The sequence below is a fragment of the Qipengyuania sp. HL-TH1 genome, from assembly GCF_036365825.1.
Taxonomy (GTDB): domain Bacteria; phylum Pseudomonadota; class Alphaproteobacteria; order Sphingomonadales; family Sphingomonadaceae; genus Qipengyuania; species Qipengyuania profunda.
Genome location: NZ_CP142675.1, coordinates 470,098 through 492,759, shown reverse-complemented (window position 1 = coordinate 492,759; position 22,662 = coordinate 470,098). Strand labels below are relative to the sequence as shown.

Annotated in this window: 25 protein-coding genes; 10 read left to right on the top strand and 15 right to left on the bottom strand. The window is 65.2% G+C overall.

What is annotated here, in order from left to right; genetic code table 11:
• The 8 genes from tatB to VWN43_RS02875 all read right to left on the bottom strand — a co-directional run bounded on the left by tatB (position 1) and on the right by VWN43_RS02875 (position 6,415).
• Complete coding sequence (gene tatB, locus VWN43_RS02910; RefSeq protein ID WP_320180733.1) at positions 1-438, bottom strand: Sec-independent protein translocase protein TatB; 438 nt, start codon at positions 436-438, stop codon at positions 1-3.
• 24 nt (positions 439-462) lie between these two features.
• Positions 463-690: a twin-arginine translocase TatA/TatE family subunit gene (locus VWN43_RS02905; protein ID WP_253518294.1), complete on the bottom strand. Its 228-nt coding sequence runs from the start codon at positions 688-690 to the stop codon at positions 463-465.
• A 61-nt stretch (positions 691-751) separates the two neighbouring features.
• Positions 752-1,369, bottom strand: a complete 618-nt coding sequence (gene scpB / locus VWN43_RS02900; protein ID WP_253518297.1) for an SMC-Scp complex subunit ScpB — start codon at positions 1,367-1,369, stop codon at positions 752-754.
• Positions 1,369-2,178, bottom strand: coding sequence for a segregation and condensation protein A (locus VWN43_RS02895; RefSeq protein WP_253518300.1), 810 nt, complete (start codon positions 2,176-2,178; stop codon positions 1,369-1,371). The genes scpB and VWN43_RS02895 overlap by 1 nt, the downstream gene beginning before the upstream one ends.
• Positions 2,175-3,197 carry a beta-N-acetylhexosaminidase gene (gene nagZ / locus VWN43_RS02890; RefSeq protein WP_320180734.1) on the bottom strand — a complete coding sequence of 341 codons (1,023 nt, stop codon included), beginning with the start codon at positions 3,195-3,197 and terminating at the stop codon, positions 2,175-2,177. The genes VWN43_RS02895 and nagZ overlap by 4 nt, the downstream gene beginning before the upstream one ends.
• A gap of 79 nt (positions 3,198-3,276) precedes the next feature.
• The gene (locus VWN43_RS02885; protein WP_320180735.1) at positions 3,277-3,972 is read right to left on the bottom strand and encodes an SPOR domain-containing protein; all 696 of its coding nucleotides are present in this window, start codon (positions 3,970-3,972) and stop codon (positions 3,277-3,279) included.
• 2 nt (positions 3,973-3,974) lie between these two features.
• Positions 3,975-5,714: an arginine--tRNA ligase gene (argS, locus tag VWN43_RS02880; RefSeq protein WP_320180736.1), complete on the bottom strand. Its 1,740-nt coding sequence runs from the start codon at positions 5,712-5,714 to the stop codon at positions 3,975-3,977.
• A gap of 47 nt (positions 5,715-5,761) precedes the next feature.
• A complete protein-coding gene (locus VWN43_RS02875) occupies positions 5,762-6,415 on the bottom strand; it encodes a hypothetical protein (RefSeq protein ID WP_320180737.1) in 654 nt (217 codons plus the stop codon).
• Positions 6,416-6,511: 96 nt separating this feature from the next.
• Between VWN43_RS02875 and ispH the strand changes: the two genes are divergently transcribed.
• The 3 genes from ispH to rnhA are packed head-to-tail and all read left to right on the top strand — an operon-like array spanning position 6,512 to position 8,893.
• Positions 6,512-7,495: a 4-hydroxy-3-methylbut-2-enyl diphosphate reductase gene (ispH, locus tag VWN43_RS02870; RefSeq protein ID WP_320180738.1), complete on the top strand. Its 984-nt coding sequence runs from the start codon at positions 6,512-6,514 to the stop codon at positions 7,493-7,495.
• A 1-nt stretch (position 7,496) separates the two neighbouring features.
• Positions 7,497-8,453, top strand: coding sequence for a homoserine kinase (thrB, locus tag VWN43_RS02865; protein WP_320180739.1), 957 nt, complete (start codon positions 7,497-7,499; stop codon positions 8,451-8,453).
• The gene (rnhA, locus tag VWN43_RS02860; protein ID WP_320180740.1) at positions 8,450-8,893 is read left to right on the top strand and encodes a ribonuclease HI; all 444 of its coding nucleotides are present in this window, start codon (positions 8,450-8,452) and stop codon (positions 8,891-8,893) included. Before thrB ends, rnhA begins: the two co-directional genes overlap by 4 nt.
• Here rnhA and VWN43_RS02855 read toward each other — a convergent pair whose 3' ends face one another.
• The 3 genes from VWN43_RS02855 to VWN43_RS02845 all read right to left on the bottom strand — a co-directional run bounded on the left by VWN43_RS02855 (position 8,894) and on the right by VWN43_RS02845 (position 11,191).
• Entirely contained in the window at positions 8,894-9,070 is a 177-nt protein-coding gene (locus VWN43_RS02855; RefSeq protein WP_263606220.1) for a YegP family protein, read from the bottom strand.
• A gap of 61 nt (positions 9,071-9,131) precedes the next feature.
• Positions 9,132-10,229 carry an NAD(P)/FAD-dependent oxidoreductase gene (locus tag VWN43_RS02850; RefSeq protein WP_320180741.1) on the bottom strand — a complete coding sequence of 366 codons (1,098 nt, stop codon included), beginning with the start codon at positions 10,227-10,229 and terminating at the stop codon, positions 9,132-9,134.
• Positions 10,226-11,191, bottom strand: coding sequence for an alpha/beta hydrolase (locus VWN43_RS02845; protein WP_320182135.1), 966 nt, complete (start codon positions 11,189-11,191; stop codon positions 10,226-10,228). Before VWN43_RS02845 ends, VWN43_RS02850 begins: the two co-directional genes overlap by 4 nt.
• A gap of 87 nt (positions 11,192-11,278) precedes the next feature.
• Between VWN43_RS02845 and VWN43_RS02840 the strand changes: the two genes are divergently transcribed.
• The 7 genes from VWN43_RS02840 to VWN43_RS02810 all read left to right on the top strand — a co-directional run bounded on the left by VWN43_RS02840 (position 11,279) and on the right by VWN43_RS02810 (position 18,737).
• Complete coding sequence (locus VWN43_RS02840; RefSeq protein WP_320180742.1) at positions 11,279-11,995, top strand: A24 family peptidase; 717 nt, start codon at positions 11,279-11,281, stop codon at positions 11,993-11,995.
• Positions 11,996-12,086: 91 nt separating this feature from the next.
• Positions 12,087-13,181, top strand: coding sequence for a Flp pilus assembly protein CpaB (cpaB, locus tag VWN43_RS02835; protein ID WP_253518363.1), 1,095 nt, complete (start codon positions 12,087-12,089; stop codon positions 13,179-13,181).
• Positions 13,182-13,222: 41 nt separating this feature from the next.
• The gene (locus VWN43_RS02830; RefSeq protein WP_320180743.1) at positions 13,223-14,734 is read left to right on the top strand and encodes a type II and III secretion system protein family protein; all 1,512 of its coding nucleotides are present in this window, start codon (positions 13,223-13,225) and stop codon (positions 14,732-14,734) included.
• Positions 14,735-14,748: 14 nt separating this feature from the next.
• Positions 14,749-15,399: a CpaD family pilus assembly protein gene (locus VWN43_RS02825; protein WP_253518370.1), complete on the top strand. Its 651-nt coding sequence runs from the start codon at positions 14,749-14,751 to the stop codon at positions 15,397-15,399.
• A 6-nt stretch (positions 15,400-15,405) separates the two neighbouring features.
• Entirely contained in the window at positions 15,406-16,695 is a 1,290-nt protein-coding gene (locus tag VWN43_RS02820; RefSeq protein WP_253518373.1) for a CpaE/TadZ family protein, read from the top strand.
• Between the two features lie 51 nt (positions 16,696-16,746).
• Positions 16,747-17,718 (top strand): type II secretion system F family protein, encoded by a 972-nt coding sequence (locus tag VWN43_RS02815; RefSeq protein WP_253518376.1) that lies wholly within the window; start codon positions 16,747-16,749, stop codon positions 17,716-17,718.
• A 20-nt stretch (positions 17,719-17,738) separates the two neighbouring features.
• Positions 17,739-18,737, top strand: a complete 999-nt coding sequence (locus VWN43_RS02810; RefSeq protein WP_320180744.1) for a type II secretion system F family protein — start codon at positions 17,739-17,741, stop codon at positions 18,735-18,737.
• 48 nt (positions 18,738-18,785) lie between these two features.
• On the opposite strand, the gene VWN43_RS02805 is transcribed toward VWN43_RS02810, so the two are convergent.
• The 4 genes from VWN43_RS02805 to VWN43_RS02790 form a co-directional block, all read right to left on the bottom strand.
• Positions 18,786-19,256 carry a MarR family winged helix-turn-helix transcriptional regulator gene (locus tag VWN43_RS02805; protein WP_253518407.1) on the bottom strand — a complete coding sequence of 157 codons (471 nt, stop codon included), beginning with the start codon at positions 19,254-19,256 and terminating at the stop codon, positions 18,786-18,788.
• A gap of 66 nt (positions 19,257-19,322) precedes the next feature.
• Entirely contained in the window at positions 19,323-20,192 is an 870-nt protein-coding gene (locus tag VWN43_RS02800) for a crotonase/enoyl-CoA hydratase family protein (protein WP_320182136.1), read from the bottom strand.
• Positions 20,193-20,367: 175 nt separating this feature from the next.
• Positions 20,368-21,153, bottom strand: a complete 786-nt coding sequence (locus VWN43_RS02795) for an SDR family NAD(P)-dependent oxidoreductase (protein WP_320180745.1) — start codon at positions 21,151-21,153, stop codon at positions 20,368-20,370.
• 27 nt (positions 21,154-21,180) lie between these two features.
• The gene (locus VWN43_RS02790; protein ID WP_320180746.1) at positions 21,181-22,353 is read right to left on the bottom strand and encodes an acetyl-CoA C-acetyltransferase; all 1,173 of its coding nucleotides are present in this window, start codon (positions 22,351-22,353) and stop codon (positions 21,181-21,183) included.
• Positions 22,354-22,662: the final 309 nt, after the last annotated feature.

The window sequence follows — 22,662 nt, the reverse complement described above, 5'->3', positions numbered from 1 at the left end:
TCAGCCGTCCTTGCCCGGGGGTGGAGCAAGTGGCGGCGGGGACGACGGGTCGTCCGCATGTTCGGGTGCCTTCACCGGCGCGGCGCGCTTGATCGCGGCTTCGGCGGCGGCATCCGCATCGGGCACGTCATCGGCCGCGGCAAGCGGTTCCATTTCGCCCGGCAGCAGGTTCTCGGGCCCGCCCCCTTCGGGGGTCGAACCATCGGGATATTCGGCCATGATCTGCTTGTTGCGCGCGGCCCACTTCTCTTCCATTTCCTCGATCTCGGCCTGGCGGACGACCTCGTCCAGCCCGGCGCGGAAATGGCTCGACATGCGGCGCAGCTTGCCGATCCAGCGACCGGCATGTTTCAGCGCTTTTGGCATGTCACTGGGGCCGATCACGAGGATCGCCACAATGACGATCACCAGCAATTCGCTGGCGCCGATATCGAACATGGCCTGCCTCCGCCCGCTAGCGGATCACTTGGTGTCGGAGGTCTGCTTGACCTGGTCGGGGGTCAGCCCCTCGTCGGCCGGCTTGGCGTCATGCCCAAGCTGCTTCGCGGGCGCTTCTTCCTCGTTCATGCCTTGCTTGAAGCTTTTGATGCCCTTGCCGAAATCACCCATCATTTCGGAAATGCGACCCCGGCCGAACAGGACGAGGACGACGACGGCGATGATGGCGAGCTGCCAGACACTGAGACCCATGGGACCTTCTCTTTCAGATTGCTTGGCACCGAATATAGGCGTTGCGGCGGGTTAGCGCCAGTCAGGCTTCGTCGGCAGGCTCATCAACCTCTTCGGCGGCGCTCTGCCCCTCTTCGGTGCCCTCCTCGCCGATCAGTTCTTCATAGGCATCGTCGACGGGGTCGAGCAGTCCCGTAGCGCGCAATTCCGCGATTCCGGGCAGGTCGCGGCGGCTCGAAAGGCCGAAATGGTCGAGGAAATCGGGGGTCGTCGCGTAGATCGTCGGCCGTCCCGGAACCTCGCGCCTGCCTGCGATCTTCACCCATCCCGCTTCCATCAGCACGTCGAGCGTCCCGCCGCTGGTCTGCACACCGCGGATCGATTCGATCTCCGCGCGGCTGACCGGCTCGTGATAGGCGATGATCGCGAGCACTTCGGTGGCGGCGCGGCTGAGGCGGCGCACCTGTTCCTTCTCGCGCCGCAGCAGATGCGCCAGATCGGGTGCGGTTTCGAAATGCCAGCGCTTCGCGCGTTCGACCAGATGCACGCCGCGCTTCTCGTAATCCGCCGCCACGCTGCGCAGCGCCTCGCGCACATCGCCCACTGCAGCGCCGCCGAGAAATCCCGCCAGCGCCTCGGCCGTCATCGGTTCCTCCGCCGCGAACAGCGCGGCTTCGACGGCGCGGGCGAGCTCGTCCATCAGGCGGGCACCCGCCGCAGGTGGAGCGGTCCGAAGGTATCCTCCTGTTGCAATTCGGCCCGGCCCAGCCGCGCCAGTTCGAGCGCGGCGACAAAGCTCGAGGCCAGCGCCGAACGTTTGAGCCGCGGCTCGGCATGCGGCGGAAGGAAATCGCGCAATTCCATCCAGTCGAGCGTCACCCCGAGCATGTTGGAAACCCGGTCGAGCGCCGATTCGAGCGTCATCACGGGGCGTTCGCGCACCATGTGGATGGCGGGCGCCGTGCGCGCCTTCACGCGTCCATAGGCCTCGATCAGCGCGAACTGGTCGCAGTGCCACAAGGTCTTGCGCGCAATTTCCAGCCCCTCGGGCGTGCCGCGCAGGAAAACGTCGCGCCCGATCCGGTCGCCGCCCATCAGCCGCGCCGCCGCATCGCGCATCGCGCCGAGCCGCTGGAGCCGCAATTGCAGCTTGAGCGCCAGTTCCTCGGGGCTGGGATCTTCCTGCTCTTCCTTGGGCAGAAGCATGGCCGATTTGAGATAGGCCAGCCACGCGGCCATCACGAGATAGTCGGCGGCCAGTTCGAGCTTCAGCGCCTCTGCCTGGTCGATATAGCCGAGATACTGATCAACCAGCGAGAGGATCGAAATCGAGCGCAGGTCGACCTTCTGCCGCCGTGCGAGGTCGAGCAACAGGTCGAGCGGCCCTTCCCACCCATCGAGCTCGAGATAGAGCGTGTTCTCGTCGACCGGCGCCTCGGCGGCAATCCCGTCCCACTCTTCCTGAGCGTCATCGGCCGGATCGGCGAAGAGCAGTCCGTCGCTGGTCACGCCGCGGGCTCCTCCGCGAGCGCGAGCAGCGCATCGCGCTTGGCCAGCAGTTCGGCAGTCTCGGGCCCGTCCTGCGGTGCCCGCATTGCCGCATGGACGCGGTCGAGCCGCGCGGCGGATTTTTCCGCCAGCGTCCCGCCAAGTCCGGCGATGGCTTGCTGGTCGGCCATCTTCGCCCAGCAGTTGAGCACGATATCGCAGCCCGCTGCGAGGGCGCGCTCGGCGCGTTCGGGGATCGTGCCGTCGAGCGCTTCCATATCGATATCGTCGGACAAAAGCAGGCCATCGAAGCCGATCCTGCCGCGGATCACATCGTTTATGACCATCCGCGACAGCGTGGCGGGCGCTTCGGCATCCCACGCTTCGAACACGATATGCGCGCTCATGCCCAGAGGATGCGCTGCCAGCGTGCGGAAGGGTTCGATATCGACTTCGAGCTCGGCGTTGCTCGCGGTGACGACGGGCAGTTCCTTATGCGTGTCGCAGGTCGCGCGGCCATGCCCCGGCATGTGCTTGAGGCAGCCGACCACGCCTGCGCGGCCCATCCCGTCGAGCACCGCGCGGCCCAGCGCCGCCACCTGCAAGGGATCGCTGCCCAACGCGCGGTCGCCGATCACATCGTCGGTTTCGGGGCGGCGCACATCGAACGGGGCGTGATAATCGACCGTGATTCCCATCTCGGCCAGCTCGCGCCCCATCGCTTCGGCATTCGCGCGCGCGGCCTCGATCGCCGAAGCGGGCGCGATATCCCAAAGCCGCGCGAACGCTTCGCCCGCCGGATAGCGCTGCCATTCGGGCGGTTTCATCCGCGCGACACGCCCGCCTTCCTGGTCGATCGAGACGATCAGATGCTTGCGTCCGTGGATCGCGCGCAGATCGTCCGTCAGCCTGCGCAGCTGCGTACCATCGGCGCAATTGCGCGCAAACAGGATGTAACCCGCAGGGTCCGCCTCGGTGAAGAAGGCGCGCTCGTCGGCCGTTAGTTCGAGACCGGAGATGCCGAAAATGGCGGGTGTCATCGCCGGAAAGTGGAACCTTGGCCCGAGTCCCGCAAGCTAAGCCCCTGCGGGAGGTGTGGAAATCAGATTCGAGACGCGCCTATTTGACGAAACAGGCGAGCCCGTCCGCCTTGAGCGCGGCGCATAACCGGCTTGCGCTGGCGCGGTCGCCCGTGATCGCCTGCAGGCGATAGACCGTGCCGATATCGACCTGTGCCTCGACCACGCGGTGGCTGACGCCGTTGAGCGCTTCGGTCTGCCGCATCAGGTTCGACCACGCCGCTTCGGCATCGGCGCGGCGCGGATAGGCGCCGACCTGCACCGAAGTGCCCGCCACCGGGGTCGCGCGGGTGCCTTCGTTGACCGTCGAGGCAATGGTCGGACCGGAGGACGTGCCCGCATCGACCGGCGGTGTGGTGGTGCTCTCGGCCAGCTTGCCTTCGCGCGTCTGCCCCTCGCCCACCGCGAAACTGGTGTCGCCGGTGCCGGCAAACGTCTTGCCGCCCGGGTCTTCCGGTTTGGTCTTGTAGGGTTCTTCGGGGGCCGCGATCACGCTGCCATCGGGTTCGGGTTCGTCCGAGGCCCGGTTGGTCAGGAACCAGATACCGCCGACAACCGCGCCGAGCAGCACCAGTGCGAGTACGCCGAGCAGGATCAGGCGCGAGGTATCGAAACCCGCGGCGTGGTCATCGTCCTCGGCCGCCTCGAGCCAGGGCAGGCTGTCGTCTTCGGCAAGGTCGAGCTGGTCCTCGGCCCCGCGATCCCCGCCCATGTCATACGGTGTCGATCCCACCATGCTCACATCTCCTCGACCGCTTCGACCCCCAGGATGGCGAGGCCGTTGCGGATTACCTGCCCGACCTGCGCCGCCAGGAACAGGCGCGCGGCGGTCAGTTCGGCGTCGCCTTCCTGAATGATCCGTTTTGCCGGATCGTCATTACCCGTATTCCAGAAGCTGTGGAAGGCAGCGGCCAGGTCGCCGAGGAAAAACGCGATACGGTGCGGCTCGCGCGCCTTGGCCGCGGCTTCGACCACGCGCGGAAATTGCGCCGCTTCGCGCACCAGCGCCAGTTCGTCGTCGCCCAGCCGGTCGAGATGTTCGTCGCTCGGCTTCACACCCGCCTTGCGCAGCGTCGAATGGATCCGCGCATTGGCATATTGGAGGTAAAAGACCGGATTGTCCTTCGACGCCTCGACCACCTTGGCGAAGTCGAACTCCATCTGCGCGTCGGGCTTGCGCGTGAGCATGGTGAAGCGCACGACATCCTTGCCCACTTCATCGACCACTTCGGCCAGCGTGACGAAAGTGCCCGAGCGCTTGGACATCTTCACCGGTTCGCCATCGCGCAGCAATTTGACCATCTGCACCAGCTTGACGTCGAACGGCACATCGCGCCCCGCGCCCTTGGTCAGCGCCGCGACCGCCGCGCGGATCCGCTTGACCGTCCCGGCATGGTCGGCGCCCCAGATGTCGATCAGCGCGTCGGCCTTTTCGGCCTTCTGGAAATGATAGGCGAGATCGGCCCCGAAATAGGTCCAGGCGCCATTCGACTTCTTGATCGGGCGGTCCTGGTCGTCGCCAAACTCGGTCGAGCGGAACAGCGGCAGTTCGACCGGCTCCCAGTCCTCGGGCGGCGCCTTGCCCTTGGGCGCTTCGAGCACGCCGTCATAGACGAGGCCCTTCTCGCGCAGCCACGCCTCGGCTGCTTCGGGCTTCTTCGCCGCCTGCAATTCGGCTTCCGATGAAAACAGGTCGTGATGGATGCCGAGCAAGGCGAGATCGGCGCGGATCATTTCCATCATCGCGGCGACCGAACGCTCGCGGAACAGGCCGAGCCATTCGCTTTCGGCAGCATCCTTGTAGGCGGGGCCGAACTCCTGCGCGAGCCGCACGCCAACCGGCTTGAGATAATCGCCGGGATACAGCCCTTCGGGAATGGCACCGATATCGTCGCCCAGCGCCTCGCGGTAGCGCAGATGCGCCGAGCGGGCGAGGACATCGACCTGCCCCCCGGCATCATTCACGTAATACTCGCGCACGACCCGGTAGCCCGCCCATTCAAGCAGGCCGCACAGCGCATCGCCGACGACCGCACCGCGGCAATGGCCCATATGCATCGGGCCGGTCGGATTGGCGGAGACATATTCGACATTGACCGTCCGCCCGTCGCCCAGTGCCGAGCGGCCATAGTCGTCGCCCTGGGCGGCGATCGCCAGCAGTTCGCGGCGCCACGCATCGGGCGACAGGCGCAGATTGATAAAGCCGGGACCGGCGATTTCGGCGGCGTCGATGTCGGGTTCACGCTGCAGATGCTCGACGATCTTCTCGGCCAGCGCGCGCGGATTGGTCTTGGCCTGCTTGGCCAGCACCATCGCGGCATTGGTCGCCAGATCGCCGTGCGAGGGATCGCGCGGCGGTTCCACGGTCACATTGGCGCGCGGCGTATCCGCGGGCAGTACGCCCTCCATTTCGAGAGCGTTGAGAACGGCATCGATCCGGGCCGCAAAAGCCGCGTGAAGTGTCTGCATGTCAGCCATGCCGCGCGCCTAGCCTATCGGCGCAAAATGGCAAGACGCGAGCGCTGCTAGCGCGTGGCGTTGTAGCGCAGCTGCGCTTCGGTCAGCTGGAAACCGACCAGCAGTTCGAAGGTCGCGCGCTGCACCGCGGCACGCACCGCCGGATCGGCCAGCGGATCGAGCGCAGCATCGGGATCGCCGGGTTCGCGCTTGCGCGTGATCTGCTCGCGGATTTCGGCGGGCAGCGTGGCATCGGCGCGATTGACATAGGCGCCGGCGGTGCCGCGTGCCTGCGCGCGCTCCTGCCCGTCGGCGAATTGCAGCGTGACATTGCCGACGCGCTTGGTGACGACCGACGAACCGCCGCGCAGCACGGTGGAGAAATAGGGCAGCGTGACCGTGCGGCTGCCGCGCGTATCGCTGCGGCGCGCAACGACGTCGAAGCTCGCTTCCGTATAGACCCGGTCGCCCGCTTCTTCATTGCAGGTGGAGCGCAGATTGGTGATTGCCGCGGTCACGTCGAGATCGGCCATGGTGGTCGCCCCCGCAGTGCGGAAAGTAGTGATATCGCCCGTGTAATCGGGGATGCCGACCGCCGGGCAAGTGCTGCGAACCGCGGAAATGCCGACGCCTTGGTCGACAATCAGGTCGCCTTCCCTGGCGCAACCGGCCAACGCCAGGCCAAGGGCAAGCGCGGGAAGAAGACGGTTACGGATGGTCATGCGGCTAAATTCCCTTTTGCGGTCATTCGAAATCGTAGCCCGGCGGGCTGCGGGATGCCCTAGCTTGGCCTGCACGAAAGCGCTAGAGGGCGGGACATGAACGCCCCCTTTCAATCCCCGCCCAGTTCGCCCGGCAGCGACCCGCGCCAGCCGCTCAAGCTCCTCATCGCTGCGCCGCGCGGCTTTTGCGCAGGCGTCGACCGCGCGATCGAGATCGTCGAGCGCGCGCTGCAGAAATACGGCGCACCGGTCTATGTCCGGCACGAAATCGTGCACAATCGCTATGTGGTCGACAGCCTCAAGGCCAAGGGCGCGATCTTCGTCGAGGAACTGGACGAAGTGCCCGACGATGCACCGGTGGTCTTCAGCGCACACGGGGTGCCCAAGACGATCCCGGCCGAGGCCGAGCGGCGCAAGATGCTGTATGTCGATGCGACCTGCCCGCTGGTGAGCAAGGTCCACCGCCAGGCCGAACGCCAGATCGAAAAGGGCCAGCACATCCTGTTCATCGGCCATGCGGGCCATCCCGAGGTGATCGGGACGATGGGCCAGGTGCCCGAAGGCCGGATCACGCTGGTCGAAACGATCGACGATGTGGCGACACTCGATTTCGCGCCCACCGATGATCTTTCCTATCTTTCGCAGACGACGCTATCGGTGGACGACACGCGCGACATCATCAATGCGCTCGAAGCCCGCTTCCCGCAGATCATCGCGCCCAAGGCGGAAGACATCTGCTACGCCACCAGCAATCGCCAGGCCGCGGTCAAACAGATCGCCGCGAAGTGCGACCTGGTGCTGGTGATCGGGGCGCCGAACTCTTCCAACTCGCTGCGTCTCGTCGAGGTTGCCGAACGGCTCGGGACCAATGCCCGGCTGATCCAGCGCGCCGACGAGATCGATCCGGCATGGCTTGAGGGGGTTGGCACCATCGGACTCACGGCAGGCGCCTCGGCACCCGAAAAGCTGGTCCGCGAAGTGGTCGACCGGCTGTGCGACTGGCGGCTGGTCGACGAGGAGGTGATAACCGCCACCGAAGAGAACATGGTCTTCAAGCTGCCGCGCCAGCTGACCGACTAACGTGGCCGTCTATACCCATCTCGGGGCCGAGGAACTTGCGCGACTCATCGCGCATTACGATGTCGGCGAACTCGTCTCGTCCAAGGGCATTGCCGAAGGGGTGTCGAACTCCAACTGGCTGGTCGAAACTACGCGCGGGCGCTTCATCCTGACGATGTACGAACGGCGGATCGAGACCGCCGACCTGCCCTTCTTTCTCGGCCTGCTCGACCATCTTTCCGCGGCGCGATGCGCGGTGCCGCGCACGATCCATGACCGCGACGGCGCCGCCTGGCGCATGGTGGGCGACAAAGCGGTCGCGCTGATCGAATTCCTCCCGGGCGTCTCGCCGAGCAACCCGACACCGGCGCAGGCGCGCGCAGTGGGTGTTGCGCTGGCACAGGCGCACCTCGCCGCGCATGATTTCCCCATGGCGCGCGAAAACACGCTCGCCCCGCGCGATACGCTGGCGATCCTCACGCAGTGCGGAGCCGCGGCACTCGCGACGATCGACCCGCATCTGCCCGCGATGCTGGACACCGGCGAGGCGATCGTGCGCGACTGGCCGGAAGATCTGCCGCAATCGATTATCCATTCGGACCTCTTCCCGGACAACGTGTTGATGCTGGACGACCGGGTCACCGGGATGATCGACTTCTATTTCGCCTGCACCGGCGCGATGGCCTATGACCTGGCGGTGACGCACGCCGCCTGGTGTTTCGACGATGCGGGCGAGACTTGCGATCACGCGCTGGGTCGCGCGCTGATCGAGGGCTACGAAAGCGTGCGGGCGCTGAGCGAGCCGGAGCGCGCCGCGCTGCCGCTGCTGGCGGAGGGCGCCTGCCTGCGCTTCATTGCCAGCCGCGCGCAGGACTGGCTCGATACCCCCGAGGATGCGCTGGTCCGCCGCAAGGATCCGATGGATTTCACGCGGCGGCTGGAATTCTATCGCGCAAACGGCCAGAGGGCGTTCGCATGAAGAAGGTCGAAATGTTCACCGATGGCGCCTGCAAGGGCAATCCCGGCCCCGGCGGCTGGGGCGCGCTGCTGCGGATGGGCCAGCACGAGAAGGAACTGTCGGGGGGCGAACCCGATACGACCAACAACCGCATGGAAATGACCGCGGCGATCAAGGGGTTGAGCGCGTTGATCGAACCCTGCGAGGTCGATCTCCATACCGACAGCAAGTACCTGATCGACGGGATCACCAAGTGGGTCCACGGTTGGAAGAAGCGCGGCTGGATAAATGCCAGCAAGAAGCCCGTGCGCAATGCCGAGCTATGGCATGAGCTGATCGAACTGACCGCGCACCACCGGGTCCACTGGCACTGGGTTAAGGGCCATTCGGGTCACCCCGAAAACGACCGGGTCGACCAGCTTGCCAGCGATGCCGCGGAACAGTTCGCCCGCGCGGATTGATCAGCTGTTGTCGACGGTTTCCGCGCCGGGGCCGTTCTTCTTGATCGAATCGATGGCGTTCTGCGCACTCGCCTTCGAGGCATATCCTTCGGTCGAGAACATCACTTCCGAATTGTATTTGAAACGGACGCGAAATTCGCCGGCCTTGTCCTTGTAGATCTCGAAGTGGTGGCTCATTGATTTGTCTCCGTCATAAGCTTGGATTGGGGGCGCACCCTAACAAATGATGCCGGCTTTGCTAGCCAAAGCGGGCCGCTGAATAGAGTTCATGGTCGAGACCCGCAGTCACCGCATCGGGTTTTTCCTCCAGCAACAGCTGGCGCCCGAGCCGCGCGGCGGCGGGCGAAGTCTGGATGCCGAAGCCGCCCTGCCCCGCGAACCACGCGAAGCCTTCGACCTTGGGATCGGGGCCGTAAACCGGCCGGCGGTCCGGCGTAAAGCTGCGCAGGCCCGCCCATTTGTGCTCGACCGCTTCGACCCGCCAGTCGACGACTTCCTCGAGCCGCGCGATCGCTTCCGCCACCGCCAGTTCTTCGGGCGCGGCATCGCAGGGCTCGCTCGGTTCCTCGTCATGCGGGCTGACCCACAACCGTCCGGCTTCGGGTTTGAAATAAAACCGCCCGCGGATGTCGAGCACGAGCGGAAGGTCCTCGGGCACCGGCGGATCGACGCGCACCTGCACCACCGTACGGCGATAGGGGCTGATCGCGGCTGGCTGCGCACCGGCCAGCCGGGCGATCTCGTCCGCCCAGGCCCCGGCCGCGTTGACCAGCACTGCGGCGTGATGGGTCTCGCCGCGCTCGGTCGTCAGCGTCCATTGCCCGTCGGCGCGGGTGGCATTTACGAGCCTCGCGCGGCATTCCAGGCTGGCACCGCCGCCCTGCGCCTGGGCAAGGAAATGCGCATGGAGCCGGGCCACGTCGATATCGGCGCACATCGGCTCCCAAATCGCATCGGACCAGTCATGGCGAATTCCGCCGATCCGCCGCTGCAATTCCGCCCGCCCGAGGTGCTGTATCGTCGCCCCGGTCGGAACGAAGCGCTGCATGAACTGCGTCACCAGCTCCTCGTCGCCCTCGCGCCCGATATACAGCGCACCGCGCTGGTGGAGGAACCCGCCGTCGCGCAGATAGGCCCCCGATGCGAGCGTCAGCGGTACGATCTCCGGACCGCCGTAGCACTCTTCCCAAAAGGCCGCGGAACGCCCCGTGGCGTGATAGCCGGGCCGGTCCTCGGCCTCGAGCATCAGGACGCTTGCGCCGCCGTCGGTCAATTCGGCGGCGAGACTGGCCCCGGCGATTCCGGCGCCGATGATGGCAAAGTCGTAGCTGGTCACGGGTTCTCCTGCGGAGCCACGCGATCGAGGAATTCGGCCATGCCCGCAAGGGCGCGCTCGCGCACCGGATCGATTTCGCGCAGGATTTCGTGGCGTGCCTCGTCACCGAAGGCGATCAATTCGCCCTTAGGCAGGCGCCGCGCCGCGCGCACGGCGGATGCGTGGCTCACCAATCGATCCGCCGAAGTGCTCACCACCAGCACGGGCACATGCACCTTTTCCATCGCTCCGCGTTCCTCGAGCCGCCGGCTCGAGGCATAGGCGCGTTCCACCCAGCCCCAGCTACCCGGCCCCATGACCAGTTCTGGGCGTTGCTCGCGCCACCACAGCTCGTCGGCATAGCGCGCGCCGTCATGGGTGAGCAGGTCGCTGCGATCGGCGGGCATTTCGCCGGGCTTCTCGCTCCATTTCCAGGCCGGACGCGTTGGCTTGCCGACCTTCGTCATAAGCCGCGCTGCCGCATGCAGCACGCCGAGCGGCAATGGCGGCCCGGCCATCCCGACCATCGGTGCGCTGAGAATGGCGGCATCGGGCGCGACCAGACCATCGACCAGCGCGCGCAGGACCAGATGCCCGCCCATCGAATGGCCGGCCAGGATATGGGGCCCCGGTGTGGCCGCCTTCCATGCGGTCCAGAGATGCGCAAGATCCGCGGTCCAGTCGGAAAAATCGTCCACATGGCCGGTCACCGCGTCATTGCCGAGCCGCCCCGACCCCGCCTGTCCGCGCCAGTCGGCAGCGGTGACGCGCCAGCCTGCACGATGCCATTGCTCCAGCGTTTCGAGATACTTCTCGTAGAAGTCGCCGCGACCGGGAAGGAACAGGATCGACCCGCGCTGTCCGCCACCTGCGCCGGGCCAGTCGATCCGCCGAATCGCGTGGCCATCGGCCAGCGCGAAGGTGGATTCGCGCGCTGCCGGCGGGATCGCGCGGCGATCGATGGGTTCCTGCGGCGCTGGCATGTCGGCGATCACGACCTCCTCTATGGTTACTTTTTGGTAAGCACGTTCCTGTAGCACCACATCCCGAAGGGTTGCCCGGGGAGCGTCATGCAAAGCCAGATTTTCACCTACGTATTGCTTGCCGGATTGGCAATCGCACTCCTCTGGGTGATCGTGACCGACCTCAAGAGCCGGACGATCAGCAACCGGCTGACCATGACGGTCGCCCTCGGAGCGCCGCTCTACTGGCTCTCGATCGGGCTGCCGCTATGGCCCGGCGTTGCGTTCCAGATCGGACTGGCGCTGCTGGTCTTCGCCGTGTGCTGCGTCTTGTTCGCGATCCGCCAGATGGGCGGCGGCGATGTCAAGCTGCTCACGGCGCTCGCGCTGTGGGTCCCGCCATCGCAATTCACGCTGCTGCTGGTCGCCATGGCGATGCTCGGCTGGGTGCTGACCATGGCTATCGGCGCATGGCGGGTCGCGCATTCGAAGACGATCAAGACCAAGCCCGCGCGCGATACCGTGCTGCTCGTCATCGGCACCGCCATTGCCGCGCTGTTCGCCAGCGCAGTGCTGGGCGGGCCCAAGCTGCCGATGCCGCCGGGTCTCGCCGGGATGGGCACGACCAGTCCGGCCGCCGCGATCGCGCTGATGCTCGCCCCGTTCACGATATTGCTCATCGTCACGCTCGGTTCGATCCGCATCATCCGCCGCCACGACCGCGATCTGTGGGTCCCCTACGGGCCAGCCATATCACTCGCCGGCATCTGGATCGTGGTCAGCGGGCAGTTGCTCGCAGGCCACGCAGCCGCGGCGGGCGGTTGAAAACGCGATCTTAACCAATTCGCCCTTAGAGCGTGAAACCATACTTGCCCGCGATAGGATTTGCCGGGCTGAACTAGGGGGCTAGATAGCCATGGATAGGAAGAAGCTGGTTCTGCTGATTGCCGCACTGGTCGTTGCGGTCGGAACGGCGCTTGTCGCGCGGAGCATGTTCGCCGGGGCGAGCGCACCGCAGGCCGAAGCCGCACAGGCCCAGGCGCAAGGACCCAAGGTCCTCGTCGCACAACGCGCGCTGCCGGTCGGCACGATCATCACGGCCGACGCGATCGGCTTCCAGATGTGGCCTGAAGAGCTGGTCCAGGACGCCTACTTCCTCGATGGCGAAGCCGATATGAGCAAGCTGCTCGGTACGGTCGTGCGCCATCCGATCACGGCCGGTGAACCGGTCACCCAGGGCTCGCTCGTCGCGCCCGGCGACCGCGGCTTCCTCGCCGCCGCTCTGGCCCCGGGTATGCGGGCCATCACCGTTCCCGTTAACGCCCAATCGGGCGTGGGCGGCTTTGTCTTCCCGGGTGACCGGGTGGACATGGTCCTGACCCAGCAGGTCGAAGGCAATGAAGGCACCAGCCTGAAAGCCTCGGAAACCATCCTTCGTAACCTCCGCGTGCTTGCCACCGACCAGTCGACCGTGTCGGAAAAGGCCGAAGACGGTTCGACCGTGGTCAAGGAATTCCGCACCGTGACACTCGAAGTGACGCCGGTGATCGCGGAAAAGGTCGCCGTGGCGCAAACCATCGGCTCGCTGAGCCTGTCGCTGCGCTCGCTCGCCGACAACCAGACCGAGCTTGAACGCGCGATCGCTGCCGGTGATGTCACCATTCCCGACGATGCCACGCCCGAAGAGGAAGAGCGCCTGCTGCGCCAGGCGATGGCCCGTCCCGACGATGGCAAGAGCAGCTATGTGACCGGCGGCGATGTCTCGCGCTTCCAGCGCCGTACCATGCCCTCGCAAGGCACCGTCGCTCCGGCTGCACCGGGAGGTGCGCCTGCGGGCATCGGCGGACAGCCGGTCCGCCAGGGCCCGAGCGTGCGCGTCACCCGCGGCAAGGACACCGAAGAGGTCCCGGTCGGCAAGACCGGCGTGACTGCCTTCGTCGGCCAGCAGGCCGCCGGAACCGCGCAAGCCGCGAGGACGGTACCCGTCGCCCAGGCGGCCATGATCAAATGAGCCCGATACAAGATACGGAACGCCATTCAGGGGGCAATTCCATGAAACGTCGTCTTACTACCAAATTGCTGCTCGCCAGCCTGGCCATTGCGCCGCTGGCAGCCGCGCCGACGACCGTTGCGACGGCCCAGTCGGTCGTCAGCCCCGGTTCGGAGATCGTCCTTTCGATCGGTCGCGGCGAATTGGTCAATGTGCCCGGCACGATGGCCGACATCTTCGTCGCCGACGACAATGTCGCCGACGTGCAGGTCAAATCGCAGCGCCAGCTCTATGTGTTCGGCAAGGCCGGCGGCGAAACCACGATCTACGCCAGCAACCGCGCCGGCGATATCATCTGGTCCGCCAATGTCCGCGTCGGCTCGAATATCGGCAGCATCGACCAGCTGATGGCGCTCGCCATGCCCGATGCCAAGATCTCGGTCGCGACGATGGGCACCAACGTCATCCTCCTGACCGGCACGGTTGCCGCACCCGAGGATGCCGAAGAGGCGCAGCGCCTCGTCGAAGCCTATGTCGGCGAAGACGCGAATGTCATCAGCCGGCTGCGTATGGCGACGCCGTTGCAGGTCAATCTGCAGGTGCGCATCGTCGAGGTTAGCCGCAGCTTCGTTCGGGCAGTCGGTGTCAATCTGACCAGCGTCGACTCGACCGGCGGTTTCCAGTTCGGCGTGGGCCAGGGCCGCGAAGGCGCGGTGACGATCGGATCCGCAGGCGAAGGCAGCAATTTTACTGCCATCAGCCCGGGCACGACTCTCGCCGGGTTTGGCAAATTCCTCGGTCTCGACCTCGGTGCTGCACTCGATCTGGCTGAAACCGAAGGCTTCGCAACCACGCTGTCGCAGCCCAATCTGACGGCCCTGTCGGGCGAAACCGCCGAATTCCTTGCCGGCGGCGAATTTCCGATCCCGCTCAGCCAGGGACTTGGTGCGACGAGCATCGAATATAAGAACTATGGCGTCAGCCTCGCCTACACCCCGACCGTCCTTGCCAATGGCCGCATCTCGATGCGCGTTCGCCCGGAAGTGTCGGAACTGACCAGTCAGGGCGCAATCACGCTCGAAGGTTTCCAGGTACCGGCGCTGACTACGCGCCGCGCGGAAACCACCGTCGAACTCGGTTCGGGCCAGAGCTTCATGATCGCCGGCCTGCTGTCGAACAATGCGACCAACTCGGTCGACAAGGCCCCGGGTCTCGGCGACGTGCCGATCCTCGGCAATCTGTTCCGCTCGACCACCTACCGCAAGGGCGAAACCGAGCTAGTGATCGTGGTCACGCCCTATCTGGTGAAGCCGGTCGATGCCAATGACATCAAGCTGCCGACCGACGGGTTCCGCAAGCCGACCGAATTCCAGCGGCTGCTGGGTCTGCAGCAGAGTGACGGCGTAACCGGCGCCGACCGCCCCAAGCCGCGCGCGGTCGAGACCGCTCCGGCAGCCCCGGGCATTTCCTACGGAACCCCGGGCGACAGTGACGAGCAGCAGGCGGCTGCCAAGCCCGACGCACGCCGTAACGAACGTACCGCGTCGGCGCAGCCCGGCTTCAGCTTCGAATAAGAGGGACGAGTACCATGGCAAAGGCAATCACTCGCAAGCTTACCGGTTCGCTGGCCGTCTCGCTCAGCCTCGTGCTCGGCGCCTGTGGCGGTTTCCCGACCGAGAACCGCTCGCTCTACAGCGCGCGTCAGCCGGTAGTGGAACGGACCAATTTCACGCTCGATGTGAACACTGTCGGCGATGGCCTGGCGGTTAGCGAGCAGCAGCGCGTGTCGGGCTGGTTCGAGGCCATGGGCCTCGGCTATGGCGACCGCGTCTCGCTCGACGATCCCACCGCCAATCCGGCGTTGAAAGACGACCTTGCGGCGCTTGCGGGTCGGCACGGGCTGCTGGTTACCGAGGGTTCGCCGGTCACCGCTGGCTATGTCGAGCCGGGCCAGGCCCGGATCGTCGTGACCCGTTCGACCGCCAGCGTTCCGGGTTGCCCCGACTGGTCGGCCAATAACGAGGCCAACGAGTATAACGCGACCTATCCCGGCTACGGCTGTGCCGTGAACGGCAATCTCGCCGCCATGGTCGCCAATCCCGAAGACCTGATTTCCGGTCAGCAGGGCACCGGCCAGACCGTCGTCACGACTTCGACGAAAGCCATCCGGAGCTATCGCGAGAAGGCGCCGACCGGCGCGGGCGATCTGACTGAAGTCAGCACCAATGAAGGAGGCTAAGCAGCCATGAGCGCTTCACTTAAATCGAGCATGGCGGGCAACCGCGACGCCTTTGCCGCCTATATCTGCGACGAGACCGCCCTCGACGTGCTGCGTCCTGTGGTGATCGAACTCGGCTGGCAGCCCGAAAAATGCAACAAGGGCGGTCTGCGCAATGCGATCCAGTCGCTGTCGGTGGCGGCCAGCCCGAACATCCTCATGGTCGACCTGTCGGAAAGCGGCGACCCGCTGAACGACATCAACGCGCTGGCGGAAGTCTGCGAGCCGGGCACGGTGGTGATCGCCATCGGCCAGGTCAACGACGTCCGCCTTTACCGCGACCTGCTCGCGAGCGGCATCCACGACTATCTGCTCAAGCCGCTGTCGGCCAGCGCGGTGCGCGATTCGCTCAATCAGGCGCAAGCGGTGTTCCTGGCCCCGCGCAGCGGCGAGGACGAGGGCGTCAAGCGTCACATTTCGGCCGCCGTGATCGGTACGCGCGGCGGCGTGGGCGCATCGACGCTGGTGACCTCGCTGGCATGGATTTTCTCGGTCGACCAGCGCATGCCGACCGCCCTGCTCGACCTCGACGTGCATTTCGGGACCGGTGCGCTCGCGCTCGATCTCGAACCGGGCCGCGGCCTGACCGATGCGATCGACAACCCCGGCCGGATCGATGGCCTGTTCATCGAACGCGCCATGATCCGCGCCAACGAAAATCTCGCCATCCTGTCGGCGGAAGCGCCCATCAGCCAGCCGCTGATGACCGATGGCGCGGCTTTCCTGCAGTTGCAGGAGGAGTTCAAGCACCAGTTCGAAATGACCGTGGTCGACATGCCGCGCAACATGATGATCAATTTCCCGCACCTGCTCAACGACGTGAATGTCGTCGTGCTGGCCACGGAAATGTCGCTCGCTTCGGCGCGTGACACCATCCGCATCCTGTCGTGGCTCAAGACCCATGCTCCGCAAGCGCAGCCGCTGATCGTCGCCAACAAGGTGCAGCCGGGCGTCGCGGAAATCAGCAAGGCCGATTTCGAGGCCTCGATCGAACGCAAGATCGATGTGACGATACCGTTCGACCAGAAGGCGGCGGCCAATGCCGCCAAGCTGGGCAAGACCTTCGTCGATGCCAATGCCGGTGCCAAGGCCACCTCGGCGATCAAGCAGCTCTCTTCGCGCATCATCGGCATGGGCGACGAGGAAGCCGAGAAAGCCGCGGAAGCAGGGGCCAAGAAGTCGCTGCTCGGCGGGCTCGATTTCAAGAACCTGCTGGCGAAGAAGAAAGACCCGCGGACCGCAGTGCCCGCGGAATAACGGCTTCCGGGGGCGACCCCGGACCCGCGATCGGATAATCGGAGAGTACGCATGAACATCTTCCAGCTGGTGCTGTTGGCCTTCGGGGTCCTGGCTTTGCTGGCGATCGGCTACGCTTTGTTTTCCGGTCCGAACACGGCCAAGGCGAGCCAGCGCCGGCTCCAGCAGGTACGCTTCCGGCATTCGGAAAGCACCGACACCAAGGTCGAATCGCAGCTCAAGAAAGCCATTGCGGCGCGCAGGCCGAAGATGCGCGGCGTTGCCGGATCGTCTTCGCGCGTGGAGGCCCTGGCCATCCGGCTCGACCGGACCGGCAAGGGCTGGACGCTCAGCCAGTATGCCTATGCCTCGCTCGGTCTCGGGGTCGCGGTCGCGCTGCTGATGTATCTGCGCAGCGGATCGCTGGCTTTTTCGCTTGGTCTCGGCGTGCTGGTCGGCGCAGGCCTGCCGCACTTCCTTGTCAGCCGCGCGATCAAGAAGCGCACCAATGCCTTCAATGCCAAGTTTCCCGACGCCATCGAACTGCTCGTTCGCGGCCTGCGTTCGGGTCTGCCGGTAACCGAAACCCTGTCGGTGGTATCGCAGGAAGTCCCCGGCCCTGTCGGGGCGGAATTCAAGGGCATCGTCGAGCGCATCAAGATCGGCCGGACCATGGAGGATTCGCTCCAGGAAGCCGCCAACCGGCTCGAGATTTCCGAATTCAACTTCTTCTGCATCACGCTCGCCATCCAGCGCGAAACCGGCGGTAACCTCGCCGAGACGCTGTCGAACCTGGCGGACGTGTTGCGCAAGCGCGCGCAGATGAAGCTCAAGATCAAGGCGATGAGCTCCGAATCCAAGGCTTCGGCCTATATCGTCGGCGCGCTGCCCTTCATCGTGTTCTTCATGATCTGGTGGATCAATCCCACCTATATCGGCGGTTTCTTCGAAGATGACCGCCTGATCGTCACCGGCCTCGGCGGCCTCGTCTGGATGAGCATCGGCGCCTTTATCATGGCCAAGATGGTCAGCTTCGAAATCTGAGCTGGGGAAGGACTAGCGTAATGGATCCCGCAACCGGCCCCACCCTCTTGGGCTTCGACATATTCGTGATCGGCTCGATCCTGTCCGGGGTCGCGGCGCTCGCAGTGCTGTTCGCAATCTACACCGCGGTCACGATCAAGGACCCGATGAGCAAGCGCGTGAAGGCCCTCGAAGGGCGCCGCGAAGAGCTCAAGATGGGCCTCGTCACCGCAAGCGCCAAGAAGCGCCAGAGCCTCGTTCGCAACAGCGACACGACCGACAAGATCAAGGACACGCTCGGCAGCATGAAAGTGCTGCAGCAGAGCCAGATCCTGACGGTCCAGCAGAAGCTCGCCCATGCCGGTATCCGCAACAAGGAGCTGGCGATCGTCGTCATCGGCCTGCGCGCCGTGCTGCCGATCCTCCTCGGCGGCTTCGCCTTCGTCATGCTGTATCTGGTCGAGGTCTATCCCGACTGGGAGATGAAGCGTGTGGCGGCGCTCGCCCTGGCCGTGTTCGTCGGCTACAAGGGTCCCGAAATCTACCTCGGCAATCTTGCCAAGAAACGCTCCGACGCGATCCGCAAGGGCCTGCCCGACGCGCTCGACCTGCTGGTGATTTGCGCCGAGGCCGGCCTGACCGTCGATGCCGCGTTCAACCGCGTCGCCAAGGAACTGGGCCGCGCCTATCCCGAGCTGGGCGACGAGTTCACCCTGACCGCGATCGAGCTGTCCTTCCTCAACGAACGGCGCCAGGCGTTCAACAACCTCGCCTATCGCGTCAATCTCGACGCGGTGAAGGGCGTGGTTACCACCATGGTCCAGACCGAACGCTACGGTACGCCGCTGGCCTCCGCGCTGCGTGTGCTGTCGGCCGAGTTCCGCAACGAGCGCATGATGCGCGCCGAGGAAAAGGCCGCCCGCCTGCCCGCGATCATGACCGTGCCGCTGATCATGTTCATCCTGCCGGTGCTGTTCATCGTCATTCTCGGCCCGGCAGCCTGTTCGATCGCCGACGCCTTCAGCGGCGGTATCGGCTAGCCCACGACTCCTGCGACCAGTCGCAAACCCGGGAGCCTGGCCGACAGCCTAGTCGGCCAGGCTTTCCGCGTCGAAGTCCCCCGCCTGGTCGCGCACCCGCGCGAGCATGTCGAGCAGGCTGGCCCGCTCATCCTCGCTCAGCACGGCGAACAGCTGCCGTTCAATCTTGAGCGCCAGCGGCATGATCCCCGCATGCACCGCGCGCCCTTCCGCAGTCAGTTCGAGCAGATGCGAACGCCCGTCGCTCGCATTGGGCGAACGCTGCGCCAGCCCGCGCTCCTCCAGCCGCTTACACGCGCGGTTGACGGGCACCTTGTCCATCAGCGTCTGCTGCGACAATTGCCGCTGCGTCAGCGCGCCGTGGTCTCCCAGGACCGCCATGATCCGCCATTCGGTGGTCTTGAGCGCGAACCTCTTGCGATACTGCTCGGCAATCCGGGTCGAGACCGCATTCGAGGCGATCGACAGTTGATAGGGCAGGAATTCTGCAAGGCGTTGGGCGGGCTGGCGTCTGGACATGCGGTTACATTTAGATGACGGCCCCGACTTGGCAAGGCCGTTGCGATTGTAACCTTTTGCCGGGACTCAGCTGTAGCCTGGTTCGTCCCACCACGGGTAGAAATCGGGCATGTTGCCGCTCACCGTATCGGGATATTCGGGCGCGCGTTTTTCGAGGAAGCTGGCGATACCTTCCTTCGCATCCTCGCTGCGGCTGAGGCGATAGATCGCGCGGCTGTCGATCCGGTGCGCATCCATCGGATGCCCGCCTGCGCCAAGCCGCCAGAGCATTGCGCGGGTCATGGCCACCGATACCGCGGAAGTGTTGTCGGCAATCTCGCGCGCAATGCCGCGAGCCGCGTCCATCAGTTCACCCTGCGGATGAACCGAGCGCACCAGCCCGCGATCGAGCGCTTCGCCGGCATCGAATATCCGCCCCGTCATGCACCATTCGAGCGCGGTCTGCATTCCGACCAGTCGCGGCAGGAACCAGCTCGAGGCAGCTTCGGGCGTGATCCCGCGCCGCGCGAAGACGAAGCCGAAGCGCGCATTGTCGCTCGCCAGCCGGATATCGAACGGCAGCTGCATGGTCGCACCAACCCCCACGGCCACGCCGTTGCATGCCCCGATCAGCGGTTTCTTCGAATTGAACAGCCGCAGCGTCAGCCGGCCGCCGCCATCACGCACGCGTTCGTCGGACAGGTCATCGACCGGATTGGGATCGGAGAAGACGTGTCCCCCGCCCTCGGGCGTGAGGTCGGCACCGGCACAGAAAGCCCGGTCGCCATGCCCGGTCACGATCACCGCGCGGACGCTGTCATCGGCATCGGTGGTGTCGATCGCGTCGATGACTTCATCCATCATGACGCGGGTGAAAGCGTTCATCTTCTCTGGGCGATGCAGTGTGATGGTGGCAACGCCGTCGGCGATATCGAGCTTGATCTGCGTGTAGGACATGGTCTGGGTTTCCTCTCCGGTCATCCCGTCAGGATGGAACACATGGAACACGGTCCTGCGGGTAAAAGCAAAGCGCCCCCGCCCGCGCCGTTTTCGGCATGCGGACGGAGGCGCTGGAATGGTTCATGCGGGCAAGGCTAGATGTCCCGCCCGCAGTAGGAAAGCCGTCTGGCGATCACCGCGGCGCCATGCGGATGGCACCATCGAGACGCACATCCTCGCCGTTGAAATAGCCGGTTTCGATCATGCACATGGCGAGCTTGGCATATTCGCCTGGCAGGCCGAGACGCTTGGGGAACGGCACCGATGCGGCAAGCGCTTCCTTCACCTGCGGCGGCGCAGCATTCATCAGCGGGGTTTCGAAAATGCCCGGCAGGATGGTGTTCACGCGGATGCCTTCGCGCATCAGGTCGCGCGCGATCGGCAGGGTCATGCCGACGACGCCGCCCTTGGACGCGGAATAAGCGGCCTGGCCCATCTGGCCGTCTTCGGCCGCGACCGAAGCGGTGTTGACGATCGCGCCGCGATCCCCGTCTTCGCTCAACGCGTCGAGCGTCATCATGCCCGCCGCCGATTTGGCGATGCAGCGGAAGGTGCCGATCAGATTGACCTGGATGACGAAATCGAAGGCCGACAGCGGGAAATGCTTGATCTCGCCGCTCTGCTTGTCGCGGCTGGCGGTCTTGATCGCATTGCCGATGCCTGCGCAATTGACGAGGATGCGTTCCTGGCCATGCGCTTCGCGCGCCTTGGCAAAACCCGCATCGACGTCTTCGTCGCTGGTCACATTTACCTTGCAGAAGATGCCGCCGATGTCCTTGGCGACCGCTTCGCCCTTCTCTTCGTTCATGTCGAAGATGGCGACCTTGGCGCCCTTGGCGGCCAGCGCACGCGCAGTCGCTTCGCCGAGACCCGATGCACCGCCGGTGACGACGGCGGGGGTTTTGCTACTTACTTCCATGGATTGTCCTCTCAGATTTCAAGTGAATTAAAGCGCCTCGACGATGGTGACATTGGCGACGCCGCCGCCTTCGCACATCGTCTGCAGGCCGTATTTCTTGCCGCGCGCCTTGAGCGCGTGGACCAGCGTGGCCATCAGCTTGGTGCCCGATGCGCCGAGCGGATGGCCCAGCGCGATCGCGCCGCCATTGACGTTGAGCTTGGCGGGATCGGCGTCAAGATGCTTGAGCCATGCCAGCGGAACCGGGGCGAAGGCTTCGTTGACCTCATACAGGTCGATATCGCCGATGTTCATGCCGGCGCGCTGGAGCGCACGATCGGTGGCGAACAGCGGTTCTTCGAGCATGATCACCGGATCGCCCGCGGTCACGGTCAGATTGTGGATCCGCGCGAGCGGGGTGAGGCCGTAGTCCTTCAGCGCCTGCTCGCTGACCACCAGCACCGCGCTCGACCCGTCGCAGATCTGGCTGCTGCTGGCCGCGGTGATCTTGCCTTCGGGGCTGAGCAGCTTGACGCCGGCGATGCTGTCCAGCGTGGCGTCGAAGCGGATGCCCTCGTCGACCGTGTGGCATTCCTCGCCTTCGGGGGTTTCGATCTCGACGCCGACGATCTCGTTTTCGAAGGCGCCCGACTTGGTCGCTTCGATCGCCTTCTGGTGGCTCGACAGCGCAAAGCGGTCGAGGTCATCCTTCGAGAAGCCGTGCTTCTGCGCGATCATTTCCGCGCCCATGAACTGGCTCCACTGGATGCCGGGGTATTTCTCCTCCAGTCCGGGCGATTTGTAGTTACCCAGCCCTTCCTTCATGTGGAACATCGCGGTCGAGCCCATCGGCACGCGGCTCATGCTCTCGACACCCGCGGCGATGACAACATCCTGCGTGCCGCTCATCACCGCCTGCGCGGCGAACTGAATCGCCTGCTGGCTGGAGCCGCACTGGCGGTCGATGGTGACGGCGGGAACGCCCTCGCCCAGATGCTTGCTGGCGAGCACCGCGTGGCGCCCGACCTGCATGGCCTGTTCGCCGCCCTGGCTGACGCAGCCCATCACCACATCGTCGACCGCCTTGGCCTCGAGACCGCTGCGCTCCATGATCGCATCGAGCGACCTGGCGGCGAGATCGACCGGGTGCACACCGGCCAGGCGGCCACCGCGGCGGCCACCGGCGGTCCGCACGGCTTCGACTATATAGGCTTCGGGCATCGGCATCCTCATACGGTTATAGGTTTTGAAACGGGACCGTTTGCCTAGTCCCGCCTTACGTAAACGTCAAGCAAGCTGGAAAAGGGGTCGTTTGCGACTATTGCCGAGCCGGCCATCCCCGGTGAAACTTTCACATACTCCGGTGTGACATCGACGTCACACCCGTTACGCCAAACCCCCACGAATGTAACAAATGCTTTGCATTGGGCGCGTCCCTAAAGGCACATGCCGGGTTCCACTGGAGGGACTGCACATACGTATGGCTGTTTAGGCCATGCGAATTCTTTAGTTCCTCCCAGGGGTTCCTTG